General features: G+C 67.8%; 20 protein-coding genes and 1 tRNA gene. 14 read left to right on the forward strand and 7 right to left on the reverse strand.

The window, feature by feature from the left end; genetic code table 11:
• Positions 1–623 precede the first annotated feature (623 nt).
• Positions 624–2153, forward strand: coding sequence for a 4-hydroxy-3-polyprenylbenzoate decarboxylase (gene ubiD, locus AC3WON_RS06400; protein WP_456804338.1), 1530 nt, complete (start codon positions 624–626; stop codon positions 2151–2153).
• A gap of 131 nt (positions 2154–2284) precedes the next feature.
• On the forward strand, positions 2285–4309 hold the full coding sequence (locus AC3WON_RS06405) for an acetoacetate--CoA ligase (protein ID WP_492318813.1): 2025 nt from the start codon (positions 2285–2287) through the stop codon (positions 4307–4309).
• 33 nt (positions 4310–4342) lie between these two features.
• Here the strand turns inward: AC3WON_RS06405 and AC3WON_RS06410 are convergent, their stop codons facing one another.
• On the reverse strand, positions 4343–4996 hold the full coding sequence (locus AC3WON_RS06410) for a glutathione S-transferase family protein (protein ID WP_018311213.1): 654 nt from the start codon (positions 4994–4996) through the stop codon (positions 4343–4345).
• A gap of 250 nt (positions 4997–5246) precedes the next feature.
• Between AC3WON_RS06410 and AC3WON_RS06415 the strand changes: the two genes are divergently transcribed.
• Entirely contained in the window at positions 5247–6461 is a 1215-nt protein-coding gene (locus AC3WON_RS06415) for a polyhydroxyalkanoate depolymerase (RefSeq protein WP_492318814.1), read from the forward strand.
• An 84-nt stretch (positions 6462–6545) separates the two neighbouring features.
• Entirely contained in the window at positions 6546–7448 is a 903-nt protein-coding gene (locus AC3WON_RS06420; RefSeq protein WP_492351403.1) for an aldose epimerase family protein, read from the forward strand.
• 15 nt (positions 7449–7463) lie between these two features.
• Here AC3WON_RS06420 and AC3WON_RS06425 read toward each other — a convergent pair whose 3' ends face one another.
• The 3 genes from AC3WON_RS06425 to AC3WON_RS06435 form a co-directional block, all read right to left on the reverse strand.
• Positions 7464–7841 (reverse strand): DUF5594 family protein, encoded by a 378-nt coding sequence (locus AC3WON_RS06425; RefSeq protein ID WP_492318816.1) that lies wholly within the window; start codon positions 7839–7841, stop codon positions 7464–7466.
• 86 nt (positions 7842–7927) lie between these two features.
• Entirely contained in the window at positions 7928–9040 is a 1113-nt protein-coding gene (locus AC3WON_RS06430) for a CoA transferase (protein WP_492351404.1), read from the reverse strand.
• An 8-nt stretch (positions 9041–9048) separates the two neighbouring features.
• Positions 9049–10038 (reverse strand): tripartite tricarboxylate transporter substrate binding protein, encoded by a 990-nt coding sequence (locus AC3WON_RS06435; RefSeq protein ID WP_492351405.1) that lies wholly within the window; start codon positions 10036–10038, stop codon positions 9049–9051.
• Positions 10039–10128: 90 nt separating this feature from the next.
• Between AC3WON_RS06435 and AC3WON_RS06440 the strand changes: the two genes are divergently transcribed.
• The 4 genes from AC3WON_RS06440 to trmB all read left to right on the forward strand — a co-directional run bounded on the left by AC3WON_RS06440 (position 10129) and on the right by trmB (position 13123).
• Entirely contained in the window at positions 10129–11127 is a 999-nt protein-coding gene (locus AC3WON_RS06440) for a LysR family transcriptional regulator (protein ID WP_492351406.1), read from the forward strand.
• 107 nt (positions 11128–11234) lie between these two features.
• Positions 11235–12095, forward strand: coding sequence for a transglutaminase-like domain-containing protein (locus tag AC3WON_RS06445; protein WP_492318820.1), 861 nt, complete (start codon positions 11235–11237; stop codon positions 12093–12095).
• Positions 12096–12193: 98 nt separating this feature from the next.
• Positions 12194–12268, forward strand: a tRNA-Gly gene (locus AC3WON_RS06450).
• Between the two features lie 66 nt (positions 12269–12334).
• The gene (gene trmB / locus AC3WON_RS06455; protein WP_492318827.1) at positions 12335–13123 is read left to right on the forward strand and encodes a tRNA (guanosine(46)-N7)-methyltransferase TrmB; all 789 of its coding nucleotides are present in this window, start codon (positions 12335–12337) and stop codon (positions 13121–13123) included.
• A gap of 69 nt (positions 13124–13192) precedes the next feature.
• Here trmB and AC3WON_RS06460 read toward each other — a convergent pair whose 3' ends face one another.
• The 3 genes from AC3WON_RS06460 to AC3WON_RS06470 all read right to left on the reverse strand — a co-directional run bounded on the left by AC3WON_RS06460 (position 13193) and on the right by AC3WON_RS06470 (position 15060).
• Positions 13193–14074, reverse strand: coding sequence for an undecaprenyl-diphosphate phosphatase (locus AC3WON_RS06460; protein WP_492351407.1), 882 nt, complete (start codon positions 14072–14074; stop codon positions 13193–13195).
• Between the two features lie 78 nt (positions 14075–14152).
• Positions 14153–14713 (reverse strand): DUF1439 domain-containing protein, encoded by a 561-nt coding sequence (locus tag AC3WON_RS06465; RefSeq protein WP_492318828.1) that lies wholly within the window; start codon positions 14711–14713, stop codon positions 14153–14155.
• A 41-nt stretch (positions 14714–14754) separates the two neighbouring features.
• Positions 14755–15060 (reverse strand): YkgJ family cysteine cluster protein, encoded by a 306-nt coding sequence (locus tag AC3WON_RS06470; RefSeq protein ID WP_492318829.1) that lies wholly within the window; start codon positions 15058–15060, stop codon positions 14755–14757.
• 276 nt (positions 15061–15336) lie between these two features.
• On the opposite strand from AC3WON_RS06470, the gene AC3WON_RS06475 reads away from it, so the two are divergent.
• The 6 genes from AC3WON_RS06475 (at position 15337) to AC3WON_RS06500 (ending at position 23212) form a co-directional block, all read left to right on the forward strand.
• Entirely contained in the window at positions 15337–16152 is an 816-nt protein-coding gene (locus AC3WON_RS06475; RefSeq protein ID WP_492318830.1) for a TetR/AcrR family transcriptional regulator, read from the forward strand.
• 2 nt (positions 16153–16154) lie between these two features.
• On the forward strand, positions 16155–17267 hold the full coding sequence (locus tag AC3WON_RS06480; RefSeq protein ID WP_492351408.1) for an efflux RND transporter periplasmic adaptor subunit: 1113 nt from the start codon (positions 16155–16157) through the stop codon (positions 17265–17267).
• 11 nt (positions 17268–17278) lie between these two features.
• On the forward strand, positions 17279–20515 hold the full coding sequence (locus AC3WON_RS06485; RefSeq protein WP_492351409.1) for an efflux RND transporter permease subunit: 3237 nt from the start codon (positions 17279–17281) through the stop codon (positions 20513–20515).
• 113 nt (positions 20516–20628) lie between these two features.
• Entirely contained in the window at positions 20629–21282 is a 654-nt protein-coding gene (locus AC3WON_RS06490) for a protein-L-isoaspartate O-methyltransferase family protein (RefSeq protein ID WP_010813784.1), read from the forward strand.
• 13 nt (positions 21283–21295) lie between these two features.
• The gene (locus AC3WON_RS06495; RefSeq protein WP_011615877.1) at positions 21296–21619 is read left to right on the forward strand and encodes a rhodanese-like domain-containing protein; all 324 of its coding nucleotides are present in this window, start codon (positions 21296–21298) and stop codon (positions 21617–21619) included.
• 75 nt (positions 21620–21694) lie between these two features.
• Positions 21695–23212 carry a TolC family outer membrane protein gene (locus AC3WON_RS06500; protein ID WP_492351410.1) on the forward strand — a complete coding sequence of 506 codons (1518 nt, stop codon included), beginning with the start codon at positions 21695–21697 and terminating at the stop codon, positions 23210–23212.
• The last annotated feature ends 16 nt before the right edge of the window (positions 23213–23228 follow it).

The raw sequence follows: 23228 nt of genomic DNA on the forward strand, positions 1-23228 counted from the left end.
CGCGCGCCCGACTGCGGCACGCGCCCGATCTCAACGTACTCAAGTAAGGATGCCGCGCCGTCCAGCAGTGACGACCAAGCATCTGTTGGCAGGCGCTCCCCGTGCGCCCAACTGGAAACAGGCTACGCTCTGGGGGAGCGCACCCTGCCACGACTAAACTCACTACGCTCCGGCAAGTCGCCGGAGGCGACCGGTCGGCCCGCTTTGCTTCGGGTCCATACATCGGTCCTTGCTGGAGGGACTTTCTGGCACATTTTCTTTATGTGCACCCCTTGACACAGGGGGAAAATCCATGTTGCGACGCAACACTCCATGGAGCAAGACCGGATTGTAGGAACGGTGTTATATCCCGTCAAGAATAATAATTTCGATTTCTACTACTTACAGTTATTTGTAACAATGGTTGCCATGTCGCCATCGGATCACCCGATTGCCCGCAAACGCAGGCGTGGCCTTGGCTGGTCGCCCGGAAAAGTACGCTGTCAGCGACAAAAAACTTACAATTTGCGTGGCTTGATTTTGATGATTTTTTTGCCGCGGCGCCGGTGAATGTGTATCGTCACCGACTTCGACGCCGCCTTGCAGAGGCTTTCCCCCAGCCCCGCACCACAACAGAATTCACTATGCAATACAAAGACTTGCGCGACTTCATCGGCCAACTCGAAGGCATGGGCGAGCTGCGGCGCATCGCCCGGCCGGTCGCGCCCAACCTGGAAATGACCGAAGTCTGCGACCGGCTGCTGCGCGCCGGAGGCCCCGCGGTCCTTTTTGAGAAACCTTCCGGAGCCAGCACCGATGGAGGTATCTATAGCGTCCCCGTGCTGGCCAATCTGTTCGGCACGACACACAGAGTCGCACTTGGCATGGGCGCCGAATCGATGGAGGACCTGCGCGACATCGGCCGGGTCTTGTCGGCACTGAAGGAACCGGAACCGCCGCGCGGCCTGCGCGAGGCCGGCAAGCTGTTCACGCTGGCCAAATCTGTGTGGGACATGGCACCAAAGCGCGTCAGCAGCCCGGCCTGCCAGGAGGTGGTGTGGGAAGGCAACGACGTCGACCTGGCGCGCCTGCCGATCCAGACCTGCTGGCCGGGCGACGCCGCGCCGCTGATCACCTGGGGCCTGGTGGTGACCAAGGGCCCGCACAAGAAGCGCCAGAACCTGGGCATCTACCGCCAGCAGGTGATCGGCCGCAACCAGGTCATCATGCGCTGGCTCGCGCACCGCGGCGGCGCGCTGGATTTCCGCGAGCATGCGCTGGCCAATCCCGGCAAGCCCTTCCCGATCGCGGTGGCGCTGGGCGCCGACCCCGCCACCATCCTGGGCGCGGTGACGCCGGTGCCCGATACGCTGTCCGAGTACCAGTTCGCCGGCCTGCTGCGCGGCAGCCGCACCGCGCTGGCCGGCTGCCTCACGCCGACGCTGTCCGAGCTGAGCGTGCCGGCTTCTGCCGAGATCGTGCTCGAAGGCCATATCCAGCCCGACCCGAACCACCCGTCCGGCTACCAGCATGCGCTGGAAGGCCCGTTCGGCGACCACACCGGCTATTACAACGAGCAGGACTGGTTCCCGGTGTTCACCATCGACCGCATCACCATGCGGCGCGACCCGATCTACCACTCCACCTACACCGGCAAGCCGCCCGACGAGCCCGCCGTGCTGGGCGTGGCGCTGAACGAGGTGTTCGTGCCGCTGCTGCAGAAGCAGTTCCCGGAGATCACCGACTTCTACCTGCCGCCCGAGGGCTGCAGCTACCGCATGGCGCTGGTGCGCATGAAGAAGCAGTACGCCGGCCATGCCAAGCGCGTGATGTTCGGCGTGTGGAGCTTCCTGCGGCAGTTCATGTATACGAAGTTCATCGTGGTGGTCGATGACGATGTCGACGTGCGCGACTGGAAGGAAGTGATCTGGGCCATCACCACCCGGGTCGACCCCAGCCGCGACACGGTGCTGGTCGACAACACGCCGATCGATTACCTGGACTTCGCCTCGCCGGTGTCGGGCCTGGGCTCCAAGATGGGCATCGACGCGACCGACAAGTGGCCGGGCGAGACCACGCGGGAATGGGGCACGCCGATCTCAATGGATGCGGCCGTCAAGGCAAAGGTCGACACCATGTGGGAAACGCTGTTCGAGCGCCCCGCCAACCGCTGATGAACCGCTGACGGGCAACCGCGCCCGTCCCCCGCTATCATGTCAGGCTGATGCCGGGTGTCGCCCCAAGCGCCCCCGGAACGACCATCGGACCATCCCATGCCCGCGACAGACGGGCGCAAGGAGGAGACATGACGACCGCCGCCCCGCTCACCGAAGGCAACCTGATGTGGACGCCGTCCGAGGCGTTCCGCGACAGCAGCCAGATCGCCGCCTTCATGGGCTGGCTGCGCGCCGAGCGCAGCCTGGCCTTTGACGACTACGACAGCCTGTGGCAGTGGTCGGTCACCGAGCTGGAAGCCTTCTGGGATGCCGTGCGCGCGTATTTCGACGTGCATTTCGACACGCCCGCCACGCAGGTGCTGGACCGCCACACTATGCCGGGCGCGCGCTGGTTCGAAGGCGCGACGCTGAACTACGTGCAGCAGGTATTCCGCCATGCCGGCACCGGCAGCGCCCGCCAGCGCGCCGCGATCCGTTATGCCGGCGAAGCGCAGCCGCTGGCCGAAGTGAGCTGGGCCACCCTCGAAGCCCAGGTCGCGTCGCTGGCGCATGCGCTGCGCCAGATGGGTGTGCAGCGCGGTGACCGTGTCGCCGGCTACCTGCCCAATATCCCCGCCACCATCGTCGCCTTCCTCGCCACCGCCAGCCTCGGCGCGGTGTGGTCGGGCTGCGCGCCCGACATGGGCCAGGTGGCAGTGATCGACCGCTTCCGCCAGATCGAGCCCAAGGTGCTGATAGCCGTCGATGGCTACCGCTATGGCGGCAAGGTCTACGACCGGGCCCCGGTGGTGGCAGACCTGGTCGCCACCCTGCCCTCGCTGACCGATCTCGTGCTCGTGCCACAGGTCGGCAGCAATGCGGCGCCGCCCGCTGGCGTGCGCACCCATGCCTGGCAGGAGGTGCTGGCGCACGACGTGCCGCTGGCGATCGAGCCGGTGCCGTTCGACCACCCGCTCTGGATCGTCTATTCGTCCGGCACCACCGGCATGCCCAAGCCGATCGTGCATGGTCATGGCGGCATCGTCATCGAGCAGCTCAAGCTGATGGCCTTCCATAACAACCTGGGCCCGGACGATGTCTTCCACTGGTACAGCAGCAGCGGCTGGATCATGTGGAACGCGCAGGTGGCCGGGCTGCTGCTGGGCACCACCATCGCGCTGTATGACGGCAACCCGGCTTTTCCGGATGCCGGCGTGCTGTGGCGCTTCGTCGACGATGCCGGCGTGACCATGTTCGGCGCCGGCGCGGCCTTCTTCACCAACTGCATGAAGGCCGGCATCGAGCCGGCGCGCATCGCCGACGTGTCGCGCCTGCGCGGGCTCGGCTCGACCGGCTCGCCGCTGCCGGTCGAGGCCTACGACTGGATCTACCGCCATGTGCGCGAAGACATCTGGCTGGTGCCGATGTCGGGCGGCACCGACTTTGCCGGCTCGTTCGTCGCCGGCTGCCCGCTGCTGCCGGTCTATTCCGGCGAGATGCAGTGCCGCTGCCTGGGCGCCAGGGTGGAGGCCTTCGACGACCACGGCCAGCCGCTGCTCGACGCGGTGGGCGAACTGGTCTGCACCGAGCCGATGCCGTCGATGCCGCTCTACCTGTGGGGCGACACCGACGGCAAGCGCTATCGCGACAGCTATTTCGACACCTATCCCGGCGTCTGGCGGCATGGCGACTGGCTCAAGATCACAAAGCGCGGCGGCGCTGTGATCTACGGGCGCTCGGACGCCACCATCAACCGCCACGGCATCCGCATGGGCACCAGCGAGCTGTACCGCGTGGTGGAAGACCTGCCGGAGGTGCTCGACAGCATGGTGGTCGACCTGGAATACCTGGGCCGCGAATCCTATATGCCGCTGTTCGTGGTGCTGCGCGAAGGCCTGGTGCTGGATGATGCGCTGCGCGACACCCTGCGCGCGCGCATCCGCGACGCGCTGTCCTCGCGCCACGTGCCCAACGAGATCGTGCAGGTGCCCGGCGTGCCGCGCACGCTGTCGGGCAAGAAGATGGAGGTGCCGATCAAGAAGCTGCTGCTCGGCCATGCGCCGCAGGGCATCGCCAACCGCGATGCGATGGCCAACCCGGACACGCTCGACTGGTACTTCGACTACGCCGCACGCTTCCTGAAAGCACGGCAGGCCGACTCCGCCACGGCGTAGCGCCGGCGGACGCGGCGGTTGCCAGCGAGGACATCAGAACTCCACATCCAGCTCGCTGATTTCGTCGGGTTCCTCGCGCGCCGCCGCGATCCACTCCTGCAGTTCCGGCATCGACAGGATCTGCTTGCAGTAGGCAACCGGCACGGGATCGAGCATCACGCCATAGGTGACAAAGCGCGTCACCACCGGCGCGTACATGGCGTCGGCCATGGTGCGCGTGCCGAACAGGTACGGACCGCCATAGCGCGTCAGGCATTCGGTCCAGATCGCCGTGATGCGATCGATGTCCGCCTGCGCGCGCGACCACACCTTCATCCCCGGGAAATGCCCCTTCAGGTTCATCGGCAGCGCCGAACGCATCGCGGCAAACCCGGAATGCATCTCGCCGCAGATGGCGCGGCAGTGGGCACGCGCGGCGCGGTCTTCCGGCAGCAGGCCAGCCTTGGGGTGGATTTCATTCAGGTATTCGGCGATTGCCAGCGTGTCCCACACCGTCACGCCGTGGTGGCGCAGGCACGGCACCAGGATCGACGGGGACAGCAGCAGGATTTCCGCACGCGCCGCGGCGTCGTCCGGCGGCACCAGCACTTCTTCGAATTCCAGGCCGGCAAAGCGCGCCAGCAGCCAGCCGCGCAGCGACCATGAGGAATAGGTCTTGCTGCTGATGGTGAGTGTGGTCTTGGACATCGCGCCTCCTTTACTGCTTGTTGCCGCCCGTGGCCGCGCACCTATGCAGTGCATCCGGCAGGCACCAGTCTGAAGCCGCTGCGCGCAACGCGCCGCGAAGCGGCGTCATGCCCATGCGCCAGGCGCATGCCTCGCTACTTGCGCGGCATGGTCCGCCCGCTCACAGCACAAAGCGCAAGGCGCGTGCCAGGCATAAACTGATGGCATGCATATTGCGGCTTGCAAGAGCCAGAATAGCGGGGACCGAGCCATGCTGTACCACGCCTACCAGATCTACGCGGACATGATACTGCCGGCCTGCACGCTGGCGGAGCTGGCTGCCGCGACGCTGGCGGCAAATCCCAGGTCCGGTGGTTTCGACGCGGTGCCCCGCCTGCGTGCCGCCTGCGAGCTCATCGCGCTGGTGCGGCTCACGCACCACCGGCCGGCCTTCGGCATCGACCACGCTACCGTCGGCGGCCAGCCGGTGCCGGTCACCGAGGAAGTCGTCGCGCGCACGCCGTTCTGCTCGCTGCTGCACTTCCGCCGCCACGGCATCGTCGGCCAGCCGCGCGTGCTGCTGGTGGCGCCGATGTCCGGCCACTTCGCCACGCTGCTGCGCGGCACGGTCCAGACCATGCTGGCCGACCACGACGTCTATCTCACCGACTGGCACAACCCCCGCGACATTCCGCTGCTGGCCGGGCGCTTCGGTTTCGACGAATTCGTGCAGCACCTGATCGGCTTCCTGCAGACGCTGGGCGGCGGCACGCATCTGGTGGCGATTTGCCAGCCTACCGTGGCGGCGCTGGCGGCAGCGGCACTCATGGCCGAGGACGGGGACCCCGCCCAGCCGCCCAGCCTGACGCTGATGGCCGGCCCCATCGACGCGCGCGTCAACCCGACCAAGGTCAACGCGCTGGCCATGAGCCAATCCCTCGAATGGTTCGAGCGCACCCTGATCGGCATGGTGCCGCTGCGCTTTGCCGGCGCGATGCGGCGCGTCTACCCGGGCCATGTGCAGCTGCTGGCCTTCATGAGCATGAACCCGGAGCGGCACGAACAGGCGCTGCGCGAGCTCTACGCCCTGCGCGAGCGCGGCGAGCACGACAAGGCCGATGCCATCCGCGACTTCTACATCGAGTACTTCGCCACCATGGACCTGACCGCGGAGTTCTACCTGGAAACCGTCAGCCTGGTATTCCAGCGCTTCCTGCTGGCCCAGGGCCTGCTTGACGTGAGCGGACGCCGTGTCCGCACGCACGCCATCCACCGCACCGCCCTGCTCACCGTGGAGGGCGAACGCGACGATATCTGCGCCATCGGCCAGACCGTGGCGGCGCAGGACCTGTGCGCCAGCCTGCGCCCCTACATGCGCATGCATCATGTGCAGACCGGGGTCGGGCACTATGGGGTGTTCAATGGCAGGCGGTGGGAAACGCAGGTGTACCCGCTGGTGCGCAACACCATCTACACCAGCAGTTAGGACGGCCGCAGCCAGCGCGCTGGCCTGGCTTATCATGGCAGCTGCGCCAGGCGGCACGCGAACGGCGCGGCACCAACAATCAACATGCCATTGCTTCCGACACAAGACTTCCAGGGCCAGCCACTGGTCCGGGTCGGCGCTGCCGACACGTTCCTGCTGCTCGCCCCGCAACACGGCGGGCGGCTGGTCCGCTGGGTGCACCGCGGCCAGGACATCCTCTACTGGCCGGACGCTGCCGACTGGTCCCGCCCGGCCAAGGTCCGCGGCGGCAACCCGCTGCTGTTTCCGTTTATCGGCCGGCATTTTGCCGATGGCAGTCCCGGGCAGTGGCGCGACGGACAAGGGACGGTGCACACGCTGGCGCAGCACGGCTTTGCGCGCGACCTGCCCTTCGACGTCAGCGCCGTCGACGCGCAAGGCGCGATCACGATGACGCTGCGCGACAGCGATGCAACGCGCGCCGGCTACCCCTTTGCCTTTGTCTTCGACGCCATCTACCGCTTGCTGCCCGACGGCCTCGAAGTCACGCTGCGCACCACCAATACCGGCGCGCAACGCCTGCCCTGCTATCCCGGCCACCATTTCTATTTCGCGCTGCCGCACGCGCAACGTGCCGCCGCGTCGCTGGCATTGCCGGGCACGGACCGCATGCGCCAGCTACCCGATGGCAGCCCCGGGCCCGCAGAGCCGGGCGAGACGACTTACCGGCTGGACGACGCACGCCTGCAGGACACGTTCCACGTCTTGCGCGACAGCCCGTCCGCCGCGCTGGCGATGCCGGACCGCCGCGTCACGTTCGAACTCGACCTCGCCGGCAGCGCGCCATGGCATGCCGTGACGACCTGGGCCGAAAACGAAACCTCTGACTTCTATTGCGTGGAACCGTGGGTAGGCCTGCCCGATGCGATCCACCACGGCCAGGGGCTGCGCTGGATCGAGCCGGGGCAAACGGAAAGCGCGATATGCCGGCTGCGGGTGGCTGGCTGAGTCAGTGCATCAGGCTCAGTGCTCGAAATCCAGCCCGCCGATCAGGATCGCCGGGTCAGCCTGCGACAGCGAGCGGAAGTCGATCCCGCGCGGCTCCTGCCAGGCGCGCAGCTTGGCCGGCAACGCCGCCAGGTAACCGGCAAAGCGCGTCTCGCCCCCTGCGGCAAACAGCCGTTGCACCTCCAGCCCGTCCCACGCCAGCGTGATATCCAGCGCATAAGGGTGGCGCCGCAGGTCCGGCGGGCCATCCCCGGTCACGCGCAGGCGCGGCGGCCGGCCGGGGGCTTCGGCGGGCAGGGACTGGAGTTGCACGCGCCGGTCATGCTGGCCAATCGCGGCGGCGATGCGCGGCAGGCATTCCGCTTCAAAGCGGGCGAAGAAATCGGTGGTCAAGGTGGCGGCGTCCTGACGTTGCGAGTTGAAGCGATGGCGGCACACAACCGTGCGCCATCGTGCCAGCAACTATACGCCGCCGGGTGTCATACCGAGCGATAGACCTGGAAGCCCAGCCCCGGCGACAGCACCGCGGTCTCCCCTTCCTGCAGCGCCACCGGCCGCAGGCTGCCATTGGCCATCGACTCCCCCGCAAACTCAGCAATATTGCGCAGGCGGGCCGCCGGGATCCCCAGCGCGCTGAGGCGCAATTCCAGCTGCTCCGCGGTGCCCACCGCCACCGCGCCCGCAATCGCCCGCTTGAGCGCGGCCGGATCGAGCGAGCGCACGAAGGCAGGCAAGGCGCCGGCATCCAGCGGCGTCTCGAACAAGGCTGGATCCTGCGCAAGCCCGCCCAGCCCGAGTGCGTCAAGCAGCGCCAGCAACTGCTTCGGCGTATTCGCGCCGATTGCCAGCCAGCCATCCTGCGTGCGGAAGAAATCGGCCGACGGGCTGCCCGAATAGCCCTGGTTGCCCTGCCGCGCCGGCACGCCGCCGGTGGTCATGGCATCGCATGTCATCGGATACATCAGTTGCAGGCCGGCGGTGGCCATCGATACGTCGAGCAGCATGCCCCGCCCCATGCGTTCGCTCTCGCGCACGCCGGCCAGGATGGCAAAGGCGGCCAGCATGCCGGTGGCCGAGTCGATCGCCGGAAAGCCGGTCTTCATCGGCGGATCGCCCTCGGTGCCGGCCATCCAGGCCATGCCGGTGGCGGCCTGCACCACGTGGTCGTAGGCAGGCCGGCCATGCCACTGCGCCGCACCGCGGCCAAAGCCCGAGATGCTGCAATAGACCACGCGCGGATTGCGCGCGCGCACGGCTTCATAGCCCAGCCCGAAGCGCTCGAGCACGCCCGGCCGCAGGTTGTCGACGAAGACGTCGCAGCGGCCGGCCAGTTCCAGCGCGTGTTCGCGCCCGGCCTCATCCGACAGGTCGAGCGCCAGCGACGACTTGCCCGCATTGAGCGCGACAAAAGCGGCATGCCCCTTGCCCGCGCGGCGCATCACGTCGCCACCGCCGGCGCTCTCGACCTTGGTGACCTGTGCGCCCAACTGGGACAGCAGGAAGGTGGCAAACGGCCCGGCGATCACGTGCGAGAAATCCAGCACGCTGATGCCGGCCAGCGGGGCAAAGTCCGGTTGTGGAGCGAGGGTCATGGGATGGCCTATTCGATGGTGATGCGGTTCTTGTCGATAACCTGGCGGATGCGGGTGGTCTCGTCGGCCACCAGCCGCGAGAAGGCTTCAGGCGTGGGCGTCGGCGCAAGCACCGCGCCCATCTCGGCATAGAGCCGGCGCAGGCCGGGATCAGCCAGCGCCTGCATCACCGCGGCATGCAGCCGCGCCACGATCGGCGCGGGCAGATGCGGCGGCGCCCAGATGCCGCTCCATGCATCGAGATCGAGATCCTTGCGGCCCAGCGCCTCATTCAGCGTAGGCACCTGCGGCAGCACCGCGGCGCGGCTGGCCGAGGTCACCGCCAGGGCCCGCGCCTTGCCGCTGGCGATCTGCGGAATCGCCGTCGCCGCCACCGGGAAACCGAACTGCGTGTCGCCCTTGATCAGCGCTGGCACGATCTCGACCGAGCCCTTGTACGGCACATGCACCACGTCGATGCCGGTGGCCGACGCAAACGCCGCACCCGACACATGCGCGGCCGAGCCGATCCCGCCCGAGGCGTAGTTCAGCGTGCCGGGCGCGCGGCGCGCCGCGGCGACCAGGTCGGCCACGTTCCGGTACGGCGAGCTGGCGCTGACCACCAGCACCGCCGGGCTGACGCCAACGCGGATGACGTGGGTGAATGCCATCGGGTCGAACTTTGCGCCGGGCTGCAGCAGCTTCTGCGTGACATGGGTCGAGGCACCCAGCATCAGCGTGTAGCCATCCGCCGGCTGCTGCGCGACAAACTCCGCGGCCAGGATGCCGCCTGCACCGACCTTGTTCTCGACCACCACCGGCTGGCCGAGCGCGCGCGCAAGCAACTCAGCCAGCTTGCGGGTCTGGATATCCGGACCGCCGCCGGCGGCGTAGGGCACCACCAGCCGGATCGGCCGGTTGGGATAGGGACTGGCCGCACCGACCCTGCCCAGCGCGGCAGCGGCCGGCAGCGCCAGCAGGGACTTCAGCAGCAGGCGGCGCCCGACGTTGGCATGCATCGCATGTCTCCTCCATGGTTTGCCCCGATTGTCCGGCGCCGGGCCATTCGAAACAATTATCCAGTTTTGATGGAGCCATCACGCTTTGTTATGAGTCCCGCCTCCCCTACGCGCCCGAGCGCCGCCACCCCTTCTCCCAACCGGATCGACCGGCTGCGCATCCGGCACCTGCGCCTGCTCGACCTGGTGGCGCGCAGCGGCTCGCTGACCGCGGCCGGCGAAGCGCTGCATATCAGCCAGCCCGCGGTCACCAAGATGCTGCAGGAGCTGGAGCACGCCTTCGGCTGCAAGCTGATTGAACGCACCACGCGCGGCGGGCGGCTGAGTCCCGCGGGCGAACGCGCGCTGGAGCGGCTGCGCGTGGTGCTGGGCGTGATCGACGCCGCCGGCGAGGCGCTGCAGGCGCGCCCGGAGGTACCGCTGGTCCGGCTGGGCATGCTGCCGCTGGTGGGCGTGGACGTGCTGCCGCAGGCGGTCGCGCTGCTGCTGCCCCAGGAAGCGCTGCCGCGGCTGGCAGTGCGCGAACATACCGTCGGCGGCCTGACCGCAATGCTTTGCGAAGGCGAACTCGACTGCATCGTGGGCCGGCTGCAGAAAGACGATACCGACCAGCTCAAGGCCAAAGTCCACATCACCCCGCTGCGCGATGAATACCTGGCCGTGGTCTGCGCCCCCGGCCACGCGTTGGCGCGGCGCCGCGAGGTTGCGCTGGCGGACCTGCATGAAGGCCCCTGGATCCTGCCGCCGCGCGGCACCCACACGCGCGACGTGTTCGAGCAGCCCTTCCTCGACGCCGGCCAGCTGCCGCCCGTTCCGCGTATCGAATCGGCCTCGTTCCACAGCAACCTGGCCATGACCGCCGCCGGCGGCTTCCTGACGGTGGCGCCGGCCACGGCGCTGGCCCACTACCAGGCCATGTCGATGGTGCGGGAAGTGCGGCTGCGCACACCGTTTGCCTCGGGCCGGCTGGTCTTCATCACCCCGGCGGAGATCGAGGCGCCGCCCGCCGTGATCCGGTTGCGCGAAGCCCTCGAAACGGTGACAAGGCAGGACACCGGCGCACCGCCGGCACGCGCGCGGCGCCGCTGACGGGTCACGGGCTGGCTGCCGCACTACACTGGAAATGGATGCACCGCCATTTCCGGCCCAAGGGAACCGGCCGCCTTTCCCCGGCCCCAGCCAGTGCTGATCACCCGATGAACCGCCTCAGGTACGCAGTAAGCCTGTCCTATGAGGTCATGGATCCCATGGCGGACTTCCTGCTCAATATCGAAGCCGCCCGCACGCCCCGGCAGTTCGTCGTCTCGGAGCAGCTGACGCTGCCGCCCGGCCTCGAGACCACCCGCTACACCGATCCCGTGCTGGCCAACCGGCTGCTCAGGCTGCGCGCGCCCCGGGGCCGCCTCGGCATCCGCTATGAGGCGATCATCGACATCGATCACTACCTGGAAGACGGCGACAGGCTGGCAGAAGTGCCCGTTGCCGAACTGCCCTTCGATGTCCTGCCCTACCTGGCACCAAGCCGCTACTGCGAATCCGACCGCCTGATGGAATTCGCCAGCCGCGAGTTCGGCGGCATGCTGCGGGGCTATGTGCGCGTCTACGCCATCCGCGAGTGGGTGCGCAATCACGTGCGCTTCCTGTCGCGCTCCACCAACGAACGCACCTCGGCTGCCGACACCGTCGTGGAGCGCACCGGCGTCTGCAGGGATTTCGCCCACCTGATGATCGCCCTGTGCCGCGCGCTGAGCATCCCGGCACGGATGTCCAGCAGCCTCGACTATGGCGCGGACGCAGGCATGGGCGCACCGGATTTCCACGCGGTCGTGGAGGTCTACCTGTCGCACCGCTGGTACCTGCTGGACCCTTCGGGCATCTCGATCCCCACCGGGCTGCTTCGCATCGGCACCGGCCGGGATGCCGCGGACATACCATTTGCGGCCATCTTCGGCCAGGTAAGGTCGGAGCGGCCCGCGGTGGAAATCGAGCCGTTGACGGATGCGGCGGCTGGTATCGGGATGCCGGAGTTTACGCCGCAGGCGATTTCGACGTGGTAGCGGATAAGGGCGTTAGTGCTGGCACAGGCACTTAATTTGCCCGCACCGCAGCTGGCGGCTTGCGTCCGCGCCAGAAATCCGCATAGAATCGCGGGTTCGCGGGCGTCGTATAATGGCTATTACCTTAGCTTCCCAAGCTAAAGACGTGGGTTCGATTCCCATCGCCCGCTCCACTTCCAGTCGAGACAAGCCGCCTTTGCCACCATTACGGTGATCTGCCCGGCGGCTTTTTTGTTGCCATGCTTCCCCAAGACCCCAGCACCGAACCGACGCCGGCTGACGACGCCGCGCCGGTAGACAGCGCCGGACAAGCGTCCGCTCCCTCTCCTGCCGATCCTGAAGGCGTTGCGCATCCGCGCCGGATCCGTTCGTTCGTGCGCCGCGCGGGGCGGACCTCGACCGGGCAGCAGCGTGCCATCGACGAAGTCGGGCCGCGCATGATGGTGCCGTACGCACCGCAGCCACTGGACTGGGAGGCAACATTTGGCCGCAAGGCGCCGTCGATCCTTGAGATCGGCTTCGGCATGGGCGAGACCACCGCGCATATCGCCGGCCTGCGGCCGCAAGACAACTTCCTGGGCTGCGAGGTGCATGAGCCCGGCGTGGGCGCGCTGCTCAAGCTGATCGACGAGCGCGGCCTGGCCAATGTGCGGATCCTCCAGCACGATGCGGTGGAAGTGATCGCGCATATGCTGACCGATGACTGCCTGGACGGCGTGCATATCTACTTCCCGGACCCCTGGCACAAGAAGCGCCACAACAAGCGCCGGCTGGTGCAGCCGCCGCTGGTGAAGGTGCTGGCCGCGCGGCTGAAGCCGGGCGGCTATATCCACTGCGCGACCGACTGGGAAGAGTATGCGCACCAGATGGTGGAAGTGCTGTCGGGCGAGCCGTTGCTGGAGAACACCTCGACCGCTGCGGACGGATTTGCCGAGCGGCCCGATTACCGGCCCGTGACCAAGTTCGAGCGGCGCGGCGTGCGCCTCGGGCATGGCGTGTGGGACGTGGTCTTTCGCAAGCGCGCCTGAGCGCTGGCGACGGAGAAACAAAAAAGCGTGGCAACTGCCACGCTTTTTTGTTGCCTGCTGCAATCCCGCTCAGGCGTGCCAGGACACCAGGCCGGAGTACGCGGTCAACAGCACCACGATGCCGAAGGCGATGCGGTACCAGGCAAACGGCTTGAAATCATGCGTGGCGACGAAACGCAGCAGCCAGCGCACGCACAGGAAGGCGGACAGGAAGGCAAAGACGAAGCCCACCGCGAAGATGCCGAGGTCGTCGGCGTTCAGCAGCGCGCGCGCCTTGTACAGCTCGTACACGGTGGCGCCGAAGATCACCGGGATCGCCAGGAAGAACGAGAACTCGGTGGCCACCTGCCGCGACAGCCCGAACAGCATGCCGCCGATGATGGTGGCACCGGAGCGCGAGGTGCCCGGCACCAGCGCGAAGCATTGCGCCAGGCCGACCTTGAGGGCATCGCGCCAGTTCAGGTCATCGACCGATTCAATCCGCGGCGCGCCGGCCTTGGCGGCCTCCAGCAGCGCATTGCCCTGCGGATGCGAGACCGTGCCGCGGCGCGCGTCGCGCCATTCGGCCAGCAGGATGACCACGCCGCCAACGATAAAGGCCAGCGCCACCGAGATCGGGTTGAACAGGTGGGCCTTGATCCATTTGCCGAAAATAAAGGCCAGCACGATGGCCGGCACCGAGGCGATCACCACGTTGGCGGCAAAGCGTTGCGCGAGCGGCTCGGCGCGCAGGCCGCGCACCACGTTGCCGATGCGCGCGCGGAATTCCCAGCAGACTGCCAGGATCGCGCCGAACTGGATCACGATTTCGAAGATCTTGCCCTTCTCGTCGTTGAAGTCGAGCAGCTGGCCGGCCAGAATCAGGTGGCCGGTGCTGGAGATGGGGAGAAACTCGGTCAGTCCTTCGACGATGCCGAGTATCACGGCTTTCAGGGCAAGTGCGATTTCCATGCGGAACGGAGAAACGTGGTCATGGGCGTTGCCCGGCATGCGCGCCGGACCGCCTGGATTGTTATATGAGCGCCCCGGTCAGGGGCGGTTGATCTTGACGTTGATGCCGTCAGGCAAAACGGTGATTGTACCGGGTGCCACATTCATGCCGGCAACGCGCAACTGGTCTTCGCGGAAGGTATAGAGCGGATAGTCCTGCAGCAGCTGCTCGGCCAGGATGCCACCCAGCGCGTTGAGCTGGCGCGAAAACTGCGCGGGCATGCCCTGCACGTCGAAGCGCTGCACCTCGGGGTCCTGCAGCACCACCGAGCGCGTGGGCTCGTCATAGCGCAGGCCGCTGTCCAGCGCAAAACGCCCTGACAGGGCCCGGCTGAAGAACAGCTTGTTGTCGACCACGGCGTCAAACTGCACGTTGACGCGGTTGCGCGCCGGGTCCAGCGTCAGCTGCGGGTTGGCCAGCTGGATGTCGAACAACTCCATATAGCGCTTGTTGAACGGAAACTTGCGCTCCAGCGCCGCCTGCAGCTGGCTTTGCGAGAAGGTGTATTCGTTGCGGAAGGCGCCGCAGGCGGCCAGGCCCACGGCCAGCGTGGCCGCGGCAGCCGCGGCGAGCCAGCGCCGTCGGGAAGTCCGGATCATATTGCCTCCGATTGCGGGATAGTCAGGTCGCGTACCAGGCGTCATGCGAGCGGACCGGGCCGCCCGGGCCCGGCCTGCGGCGCGGTCAGGATTTCCAGCCGGGTCAGCCAGTGCAGCGCGGCTTCGCGCGAATCGCCGCACATCTCGGCCGACGGCTTCAGTCCGCCGCAGAACGCGGGCCGGTCCGGCCTGCCGAACACTGCGCAGCGCATATCCGGCAGCAGCTGCGCGCACGGCTCGCCCGCCGGCTTGCCGGCAGGCATGCCGGGCAGCGGCGAGGCGATCGACGGGGCGATGCAGCAGGCGCCGCAGCCCGCGCGGCAGGAAAGGTCTGACCGGCAACTCATGACGATGGTTCAGGATGGGCAATGGACAGCCGCAAGGCGGCCGGCACAAAACGGACATTGTGCCCGAAGGGCCGCTGTCGTCCTGTAAGAAAAGGAAAACGCCGTAAGCCGCGGCCGAGCGTCGCCGGAAAAAGCGCACAACAAGCCACACGTAGCAAATCAGCCTCAGTGCCGCCTCGGTGTGTACCCGAGGGTCGCCGGCCTGCGCTTGACCCCCTCATGGCGCTCATCTACATTACTGACCCACAAGTTATTAACTTCCTGACCCGCCTCCACGTGCCCCGCAGGACCCGCAAGACATCCGTGAAAACGCCCGCCGATCCGCACAAGGACGCCGACACCCCGCGCTGGAGCCGGCGCAAGGCCGCCCGCCCGCAAGAGCTGGTGGCCGCGGCGCTCGACCTCTTCGTTGAGCGCGGGTATGCGGCCACCCGGCTGGAAGACGTGGCCGCGGCGGCCGGCGTGTCCAAGGGCACGGTCTATCTTTACTTCGCCAACAAGGAAGAGCTGTTCAAGTCGGTGGTGCGCGAGAACCTGGTGCCGGCACTGGCGCGCGGCTCGGACCTGGTCGACGCCTACGACGGCAGCACGCCCGAGCTGTTGCGCGAGCTGCTGCGCGGCTGGTGGGGCCTGATCGGCGCCACGCCGGTGGCGGGGCTGACCAAGCTGATCATGGCCGAGTCGGCCAACTTCCCGGACATCGCCCGTTTCTATAACCAGGAAGTGATGATGCCGGGCGACGAGTTGTTCGCCAAGGTGCTGGCCCGTGGCGTGGCGCGCGGCGAATTCCGCGCGATGCCGGCCAACCCCACCACGACGCTGGTCTGTGCGCCGCTGGTGTTCCTGATGCTGTGGCAGCGCGCGCTGCGCGCCACCGCCGAGAAGGACATCGACCCCGAGGCCTTCCTGGACGGCCTGCTGGACACGCTGCTGTTCGGGCTCACCACCGGCGATGCCCGCAATCGCCCGCTGCCGCCGCAGACCGGCCCCTATATCTGGGAACGCATCCGCGACGACATGCTGGCGCAACGCGCCGCCGCCATGGAAGCCGACGCCGAGCCCGATCCCCCTGCGCCGCGACCCGGCCCCTGAACATGAAGCGCAAGACCCTGCTGATCACCGCCGCCTGCATCGCCATCGCGCTGACCGCCACGGTCGCCGTGCGCAAGGCCGTCAGCGCGCGCCAGCCGCAGGCGCCGGCCCAGGCCGCCGTCAACGTGGTGGAATTCCTGCAGACCGACCTGGTCAGCGTGGCGCGCCAGGACCTGCGGGTGTCGCTGCCGCTGTCAGGCAGCCTGCGTGCGCTGAACCAGGCCTCGGTCAAGGCCAAGGTCTCCGGCGAGGTCAAGGCGGTGCTGGTACGTGAGGGCGAGCCGGTGCGCGCCGGCCAGGTGATCGTTCGCATCGATCCCACCGAGTACGAGGCCAGGGTGGCGCAGGCGCGCGGCCAGATGCTGGCCACGCGCGGGCAGTTCGAGAACTCGCGCCAGACCTGGGAGCGCAACCGCGAGCTGGTCGGCAAGGGCTTTATCTCCAGGACCGCGTTCGACAAGTACCAGGCCGACCTGGATGTCGCCCGCGCCAACCTTGACGCGGCCCAGGGCGGCCTGGCGGTGGCGCAGAAGGCGCTGGCCGACACCGTGGTCAAGGCGCCGCTCGATGGCATGGTGGCCGCGCGCGCGGTGCAGCCGGGCGAGAAGGTCTCGCCGGATACGCGCCTGGTCGACGTGGTCGACCTGCGCGTGCTGGAACTGGAAGCGCCGATCCCGATGGCGGACGTGGCGCGCGCCGCGGTCGGCCAGCCGGTGGCGCTGGACGTGGAAGGCGCCGGCCGCTTCACCGGCAAGCTGGTGCGCATCAACCCGGCAGTCAGCCAGGGCACGCGCAGCATCATGGTCTATATCCGCGTCGAGAATGCAGATCAGAAGCTGCGCGCCGGCATGTTCGCGCGCGGCGCGCTGGTGCTGGGCGAGCGTGCCGGCGTGGTGGCGGTGCCGGCCTCGGCGGTGCGCACCGAAGGCGAGCGCGCCTTCGTCTATGCCATCGACAAGGACACGCTGGCCGAGCGCCCGGTGCAGCTTGGCATCCGCGACGAGGCCAGCGGCATGGTGGAAATCGTCTCGGGGCTGGACGCCGGCACCGAGATCGTCCGCAACAACCTCGGCACGCTGCGCAGCGGCAGCCAGGTCAAGCGCGTCAAGGCGTAAGGGCCCGCGCCATGTGGTTCACCCGCCTGTCGATCCGCAACCCGGTGCTGGCCACCATGATGATGATGGCCTTCATCGTGGTGGGGCTGTTCTCTTACCAGCGGCTGCCGGTCGACCAGTTCCCCGACATCACCTTCCCGGTGGTGGTGGTGCAGACGGAATATCCCGGCGCCGCGCCGGAGTCGGTGGAGTCCGACGTCACGCGCAAGGTCGAGGAGATCGTCAACACCATCTCCGGCATCGACGAGATCTTCTCGCACTCCTACCAGGGCACTTCGGTCGTCGTCATCAAGTTCGACCTGAGCGTCGACGTCGGCCAGGCCGCGCAGGACGTGCGCGACAAGATCGCGCTGATCCGCCCGCAGTTCCGCGACGAGGTGAAAGAGCCGCGCGTGCTGCGCTATGACCCGTCCGACGCACCGATCTTCTATCTCTCGGTCTCCAACGCACCGGGCGCCACCCGCAGCCAGCGCGAGCTGACCACCATCGCCGACCAGATCGTGCGCAAGCGGCTGGAGACGGTGCGCGGCGTGGGCGCCATCAATATCGTGGGCGGCACCAAGCGCGAGGTCGAGATCCGCATCCGGCCGGCGCAGCTCGAGGCGCTGGGGATCGGCGTGGACCAGGTGATGAGCGCCATCCGCAACGAGAACCAGGAACTGCCCGCGGGCGAGCTGCGTTCCTCGGCCACGGAAACGGTGGTGCAGATCAAGGGCCGCGTGCCCACCCCGGACGCGTTCCGCCAGATCATCGTGGCGCGCCGCGCCGGCCAGCCGGTCACGCTGGGCGAGATTGCCGATGTGCGCGACGGCCAGGAAGAGCAGGAAAGCCTGGCGCTGCTGGACGGCAAGCGCGCGCTGTTCCTGTCGGTGGTGAAGGCACAGGGCCAGAACACCGTCGATACCGTCGACGGCCTGGTGCGCATGACCGAAGAAACACGCAAGCTGGTGCCGGCCGGGGTGCAGCTGAACGTGGTCAACGACACCGCGCGCGGCATCCGCAGCAGCGTCAAGGAGGTGCGATCGACGCTGCTCGAAGGCGCCTTCCTGACGGTGGCAATCGTATTCCTGTTCCTGGGCTCCTGGCGCAGCACGGTGATCACCGGCCTGACGCTGCCGATCGCGCTGATCGGCACCTTCGGCGTGATGTATATGTGCGGCTTCACGCTCAACGTGATCACGCTGATGGCGCTGTCGCTGTGCGTGGGCCTGCTGATCGACGATGCCATCGTGGTGCGCGAGAACATCGTGCGCCACAACCTGATGGGCAAGGACCACCGCAGTGCGGCGCTTGACGGCACCAACGAGATCGGGCTGGCGGTGCTGGCCACCACCTTCTCGATCGTGGCGGTGTTCCTGCCGGTGGGCTTCATGGGCGGCATCATCGGGCGCTTCTTCCACCAGTTCGGCATCACCGTGGTCGCGGCGGTGCTGATCTCGATGTTCGTCTCGTTCACGCTGGACCCGATGCTGTCGTCGGTCTGGCACGACCCGGACCTGCACGGCACCGGCAACAAGAAGAGCTGGTACGGGCGCACGGTGGGGCGGTTGCTGGACTGGTTCTCGGCAAAGATGGACAAGCTTGGCAACGGCTACGCCGGCATGCTGGGCTGGGCGCTGAAGCACCGGCTGGCCACCGCCATCATCGCCGCGGTGACCTTCTTCGGCAGCTTTGCGCTGGTGCCGCTGATCGGCACCGAATTCGTGCCCAATGCCGACCTGGGCGAGACCCAGGTCGGCTTCACCACGCCGGTCGGCACCTCGATCGAAGTCACCGAAGCCAAGGTGCGGCAGGTGGAAGCCGCGCTCAAATCGTTCCCCGAAGTGGCCTACACCTACGCCACCATCAACTCGGGCAATGCCTCGGGCCGCAACAATGCGCTGGTGTCGGTGCGCCTGACCGAGCGGCGCTCGCGCCAGCTGTCCACCGCGCAGCTCAACCCGCTGATCCGGCAGCGCCTGGCGGGCATTGCCGGCATCACGCTGACCATGGTGGGCATGCCCGACGGCGCCGGCGGCCAGAAGGCGATCCAGGTATCGATCCAGGGCGACGACCTGGACGAACTGCGGCGCCTGTCGAAGGAAGCCGGCACGCGCATGAAGTCGATCCGCGGCCTGGCCGACCTGGATTCGAGCATGAAGGACGACCGCCCCACCATCGAGGTGCGCATCCGGCGCGAGCTGGCCTCTGACCTGGGCGTGGGCGTGGCGCAGATCGGCAATGCCCTGCGCCCGCTGCTGGCCGGCGACGCCATCAGCTCATGGCGCGCGCCCGATGACGAGAACTACGACGTGCGCGTGCGCCTGCCCAGGGACGCGCGCACCGGCATGGCCGACCTGAGCGCGCTGATGATTGCCAGCAGCCAGACCAACGCCGACGGCTCGCCCAAAATGGTGCCACTGCGCCAGATCGCCGAGCTGGTGCCGACCACCGGCGCCAACCAGATCAGCCGGCGCGATTTGAACCGCGAGGTCGAGCTGACCGCCAACGTGGCCGGGCGCTCGGCCGGTGAAGTCGCACGCGATGTCAAGGCCGCGCTGGACGGCATGAGCTGGCCGGCCGGCTACAAGTACCGCTTCGGCGGCTCGACCAAGTCGATGAACGAGTCCTTCGGCTACGCCGTGTCAGCGCTGGCGCTGGCGGTGATCTTCATCTACATGATCCTGGCCTCGCAGTTCGCCAGCTTCTTCCAGCCGATCGCCATCATGACCTCGCTGCCGCTGACGCTGGTCGGCGTGTTCGCGGCGCTGCTGCTGTTCCGCTCGACGCTGAACATGTTCTCGATCATCGGCTTCATCATGCTGATGGGGCTGGTGACCAAGAACGCGATCCTGCTGGTGGACTTCGCCAACCAGGCACGCCAGGGCCATGTGGACGGCGCCGACGGCCGCCAGCCGCTGTCACGCGAGGCGGCGCTGGTGGAGGCCGCGCGCGTGCGGCTGCGCCCCATCCTGATGACCACGCTGGCGATGATCTTCGGCATGGTGCCGCTGGCCTTCAGCCTGGGCGAAGGCGCCGAGCAGCGCGCGCCGATGGGCCAGACCGTGATCGGCGGAATCATTACCTCGTCGATCCTGACGCTGGTGGTGGTGCCGGTGATCTATACGTATCTTGATGATTTCGGCGCCTGGCTGCGCCGGCTGTGGCAAGGCAAGCCCGCCAGCGAGCCCGCAGCGCACGCGCAGCCCGCGCGCGTCCGGCAAGCGGCACCGGATCGGCCGGCACCGGCGGAGGCCAGCGCGGAATGAGCCTGGCGGCGTCTGCAAGGTTAAAATAAAGGGTTTGATAAGACTGTCCGGCCGTGGCACCGCGCGGCCGGCGCACAGACCGACAGCGGTTGGCATTGGTAAGGAATGGCAAGATGGATCTCGAAAAAGCCCGATTCAACATGATCGAACAGCAAATCCGCCCGTGGGACGTGCTGGACCAGGAAATCCTGGACCTGCTGGCGGTGGTCAAGCGGGAGCAGTTCGTCCCGGCCGCGTACGCCTCGCTGGCGTTCGTCGACATGGAGATTCCGCTGCCCGCCGGGCAGAACATGCTGGCGCCGCGCGTGGAAGCCCGCATCCTGCAGGACCTGGCCGTGCGCAAGCATGAGAACGTGCTGGAAATCGGCGCCGGCTCCGGCTACATGGCCGCCCTGCTGGCCAACCGCGCGCGCCACGTGCTGACCGTGGACATCGTGCCCGAGCTGGTCGAGCTGGCCCGCACCAACCTGGCCAACGCCGGCGTCACCAACGTCGACGTGGCCGAAGGCAACGCCGCCGACGGCTGGAGCGCCGCCGCGCCCTACGACGTGATCTGCATCTCGGGCTCGCTGCCGGCGATTCCGCAGTCGATCCTGTCGCAGGTCAAGGTGGGCGGCCGCATCGCCGCCTTCATCGGCGAGCTGCCGGTGATGGAAGCGCGCCTGGTCACGCGCGTGTCCGAGACCGAATACCAGGTCGTCAACCTGTTCGAAACCGCGGTCAAGCCCCTGCAGGGCGCGGCCCGGCCGTCGCAATTCCAGTTCTGAGGACGGATCCACCATGCAGGTCATCAAAGCGACCGAACTGGCCCAGTGGCTGGCCGATGCCAGCCGCGCCAAACCGGTCCTGCTCGACGTGCGTGAAGGCTGGGAGGTGCAGACCTGCGCCATGCCCGGCATCACCCACATCCCGATGCGGGACATCCCCGCGCGCGCGGCCGAACTCGACGAAGACGCCGACATCGTCTGCATCTGCCACCACGGCGCACGCAGCATGCAGGTGGCGGCCTACCTGGAGCGCCAGGGCTATGGCAAGGTCTACAACCTGACCGGCGGCGTCGACGCCTGGGCCAGCGATGTCGACCCGGCCATGCCGAAGTACTGAAGCGGCAGTCCAGCACAGCAACACCAAGAAGAATCGACTGTAGCCGCGGCCCGCGCCCGGCAACCTGGAGCTTTCATGACGTTTGCGCCCAACGCCCTGGCCGGAGTGATCCGGACACGCCTGGCGATCGCGGTTTCCCTGCTTGCCCCGCTGCTGGCCATGATGCCGGCGGCACCGGCAAGCGCGGCCGACCTGCTGCAGGTCTATCGCGATGCGCAAGCCAATGACGCGCAGTTTGCCAGCGCGCGCTCGCAGCTGCTGGCCACGCGCGAGCGGCTGCCCCAGGGCCGTGCCGGGCTGCTGCCGCAGGTGGTCGGCACCGCGGGCGCCAACCGCACCAAGCTCGACCAGACCGCTTCGCTGCCGGTCGGCGCCGGGGCCAGCGCCTCCGGCACGCGCTTCTTCAACAACAACAACTGGCAGCTGCAACTGAGCCAGCCGCTGTTCCGCTGGGACCGCTGGGAAACCTACAAGCAGGGCGAACTGGCGTCGCTGGCTGGTGAAGTCAGCTTCCACCAGGCCGAGCTCGACCTGATCACGCGCAGCGCGCAGGCCTACTTCGACGTGCTGGCGGCACAGGACAACCTCTACCTGGCACGCGCGCAGAAGAAGGCCATCTCCGAGCAGCTGGAGCAGGCCAAGCGCAATTTCGAAGTCGGCACCGCCACCATCACCGACACCAACGACGCCCAGGCCCGCTATGACCTGGCCACCTCGACCGAAATCGCCGCGCAGAGCGACCTTGAGATCAAGCGCGCCACGCTGCAGCAGATCACCGGCAAGCCGGTCGACGAAGTGCTGGGCCTGCGCCCCGAAGCACCCATCCCCGGCCCGCAGCCGCCCGACGTCAACGCCTGGGCCGCGCAGGCAGAGACCAGCAACCTGCAGGTGAACCTGGCCAGCTACAACCTGGAAACCGCCCAGCGCGAAACCAACAAGGCCAAGGCCGGCCACCTGCCCTCGGTCGACCTGGTGGCCTCGTACGGCTTCACCAACCAGACCGGCAGCGCCACGCAGGCCATCTCCACCCATTACAACGCCTCGCAGATCGGCGTGCAGCTGACCATGCCGATCTTCGCCGGCGGCCAGATCCAGTCGCGCGTGCGCGAGACCCTGGCCCTGGCCGACAAGGCCGCCAGCGACCTGGAATTCGCGCGCCGCACCGCCGCGCAGACGGCCCGGCAGACTTACTCCGGCGTGTCCAACGGCCTGGCCCAGGTCAAGGCCCTGGAAGCCGCCGAACGCTCGGCCACCAGCGCAGTGGAATCCAACCAGCTCGGCTATGAAGTGGGCGTGCGCATCAATATCGACGTGCTCAACGCCGAAGCGCAACTGTTCTCCACCCGGCGCGACCTGGCCAAGGCCCGCTACGACACCATCATGAACGGCCTGCGGCTGAAGGCCTCCACCGGCGTGCTGCAGGAAGCCGACGTGGTGCAGATCAACACCCTGCTGACCTCCTCGCCGGGCGCGCTGTACAAACTGCCCGCGCCAGCACAGGCCGGCGCCAGGGCCCCGGCAAACCCGCGCGCCGCGGTCGAGCGCCGCGGGACGCGGCGCGAAGCCACGCCCGCCGGCGCACCGCGCACCTGATCCTCCGCAGCACGCC

Source organism: Cupriavidus sp. FW305-46 (genome assembly GCF_058787075.1).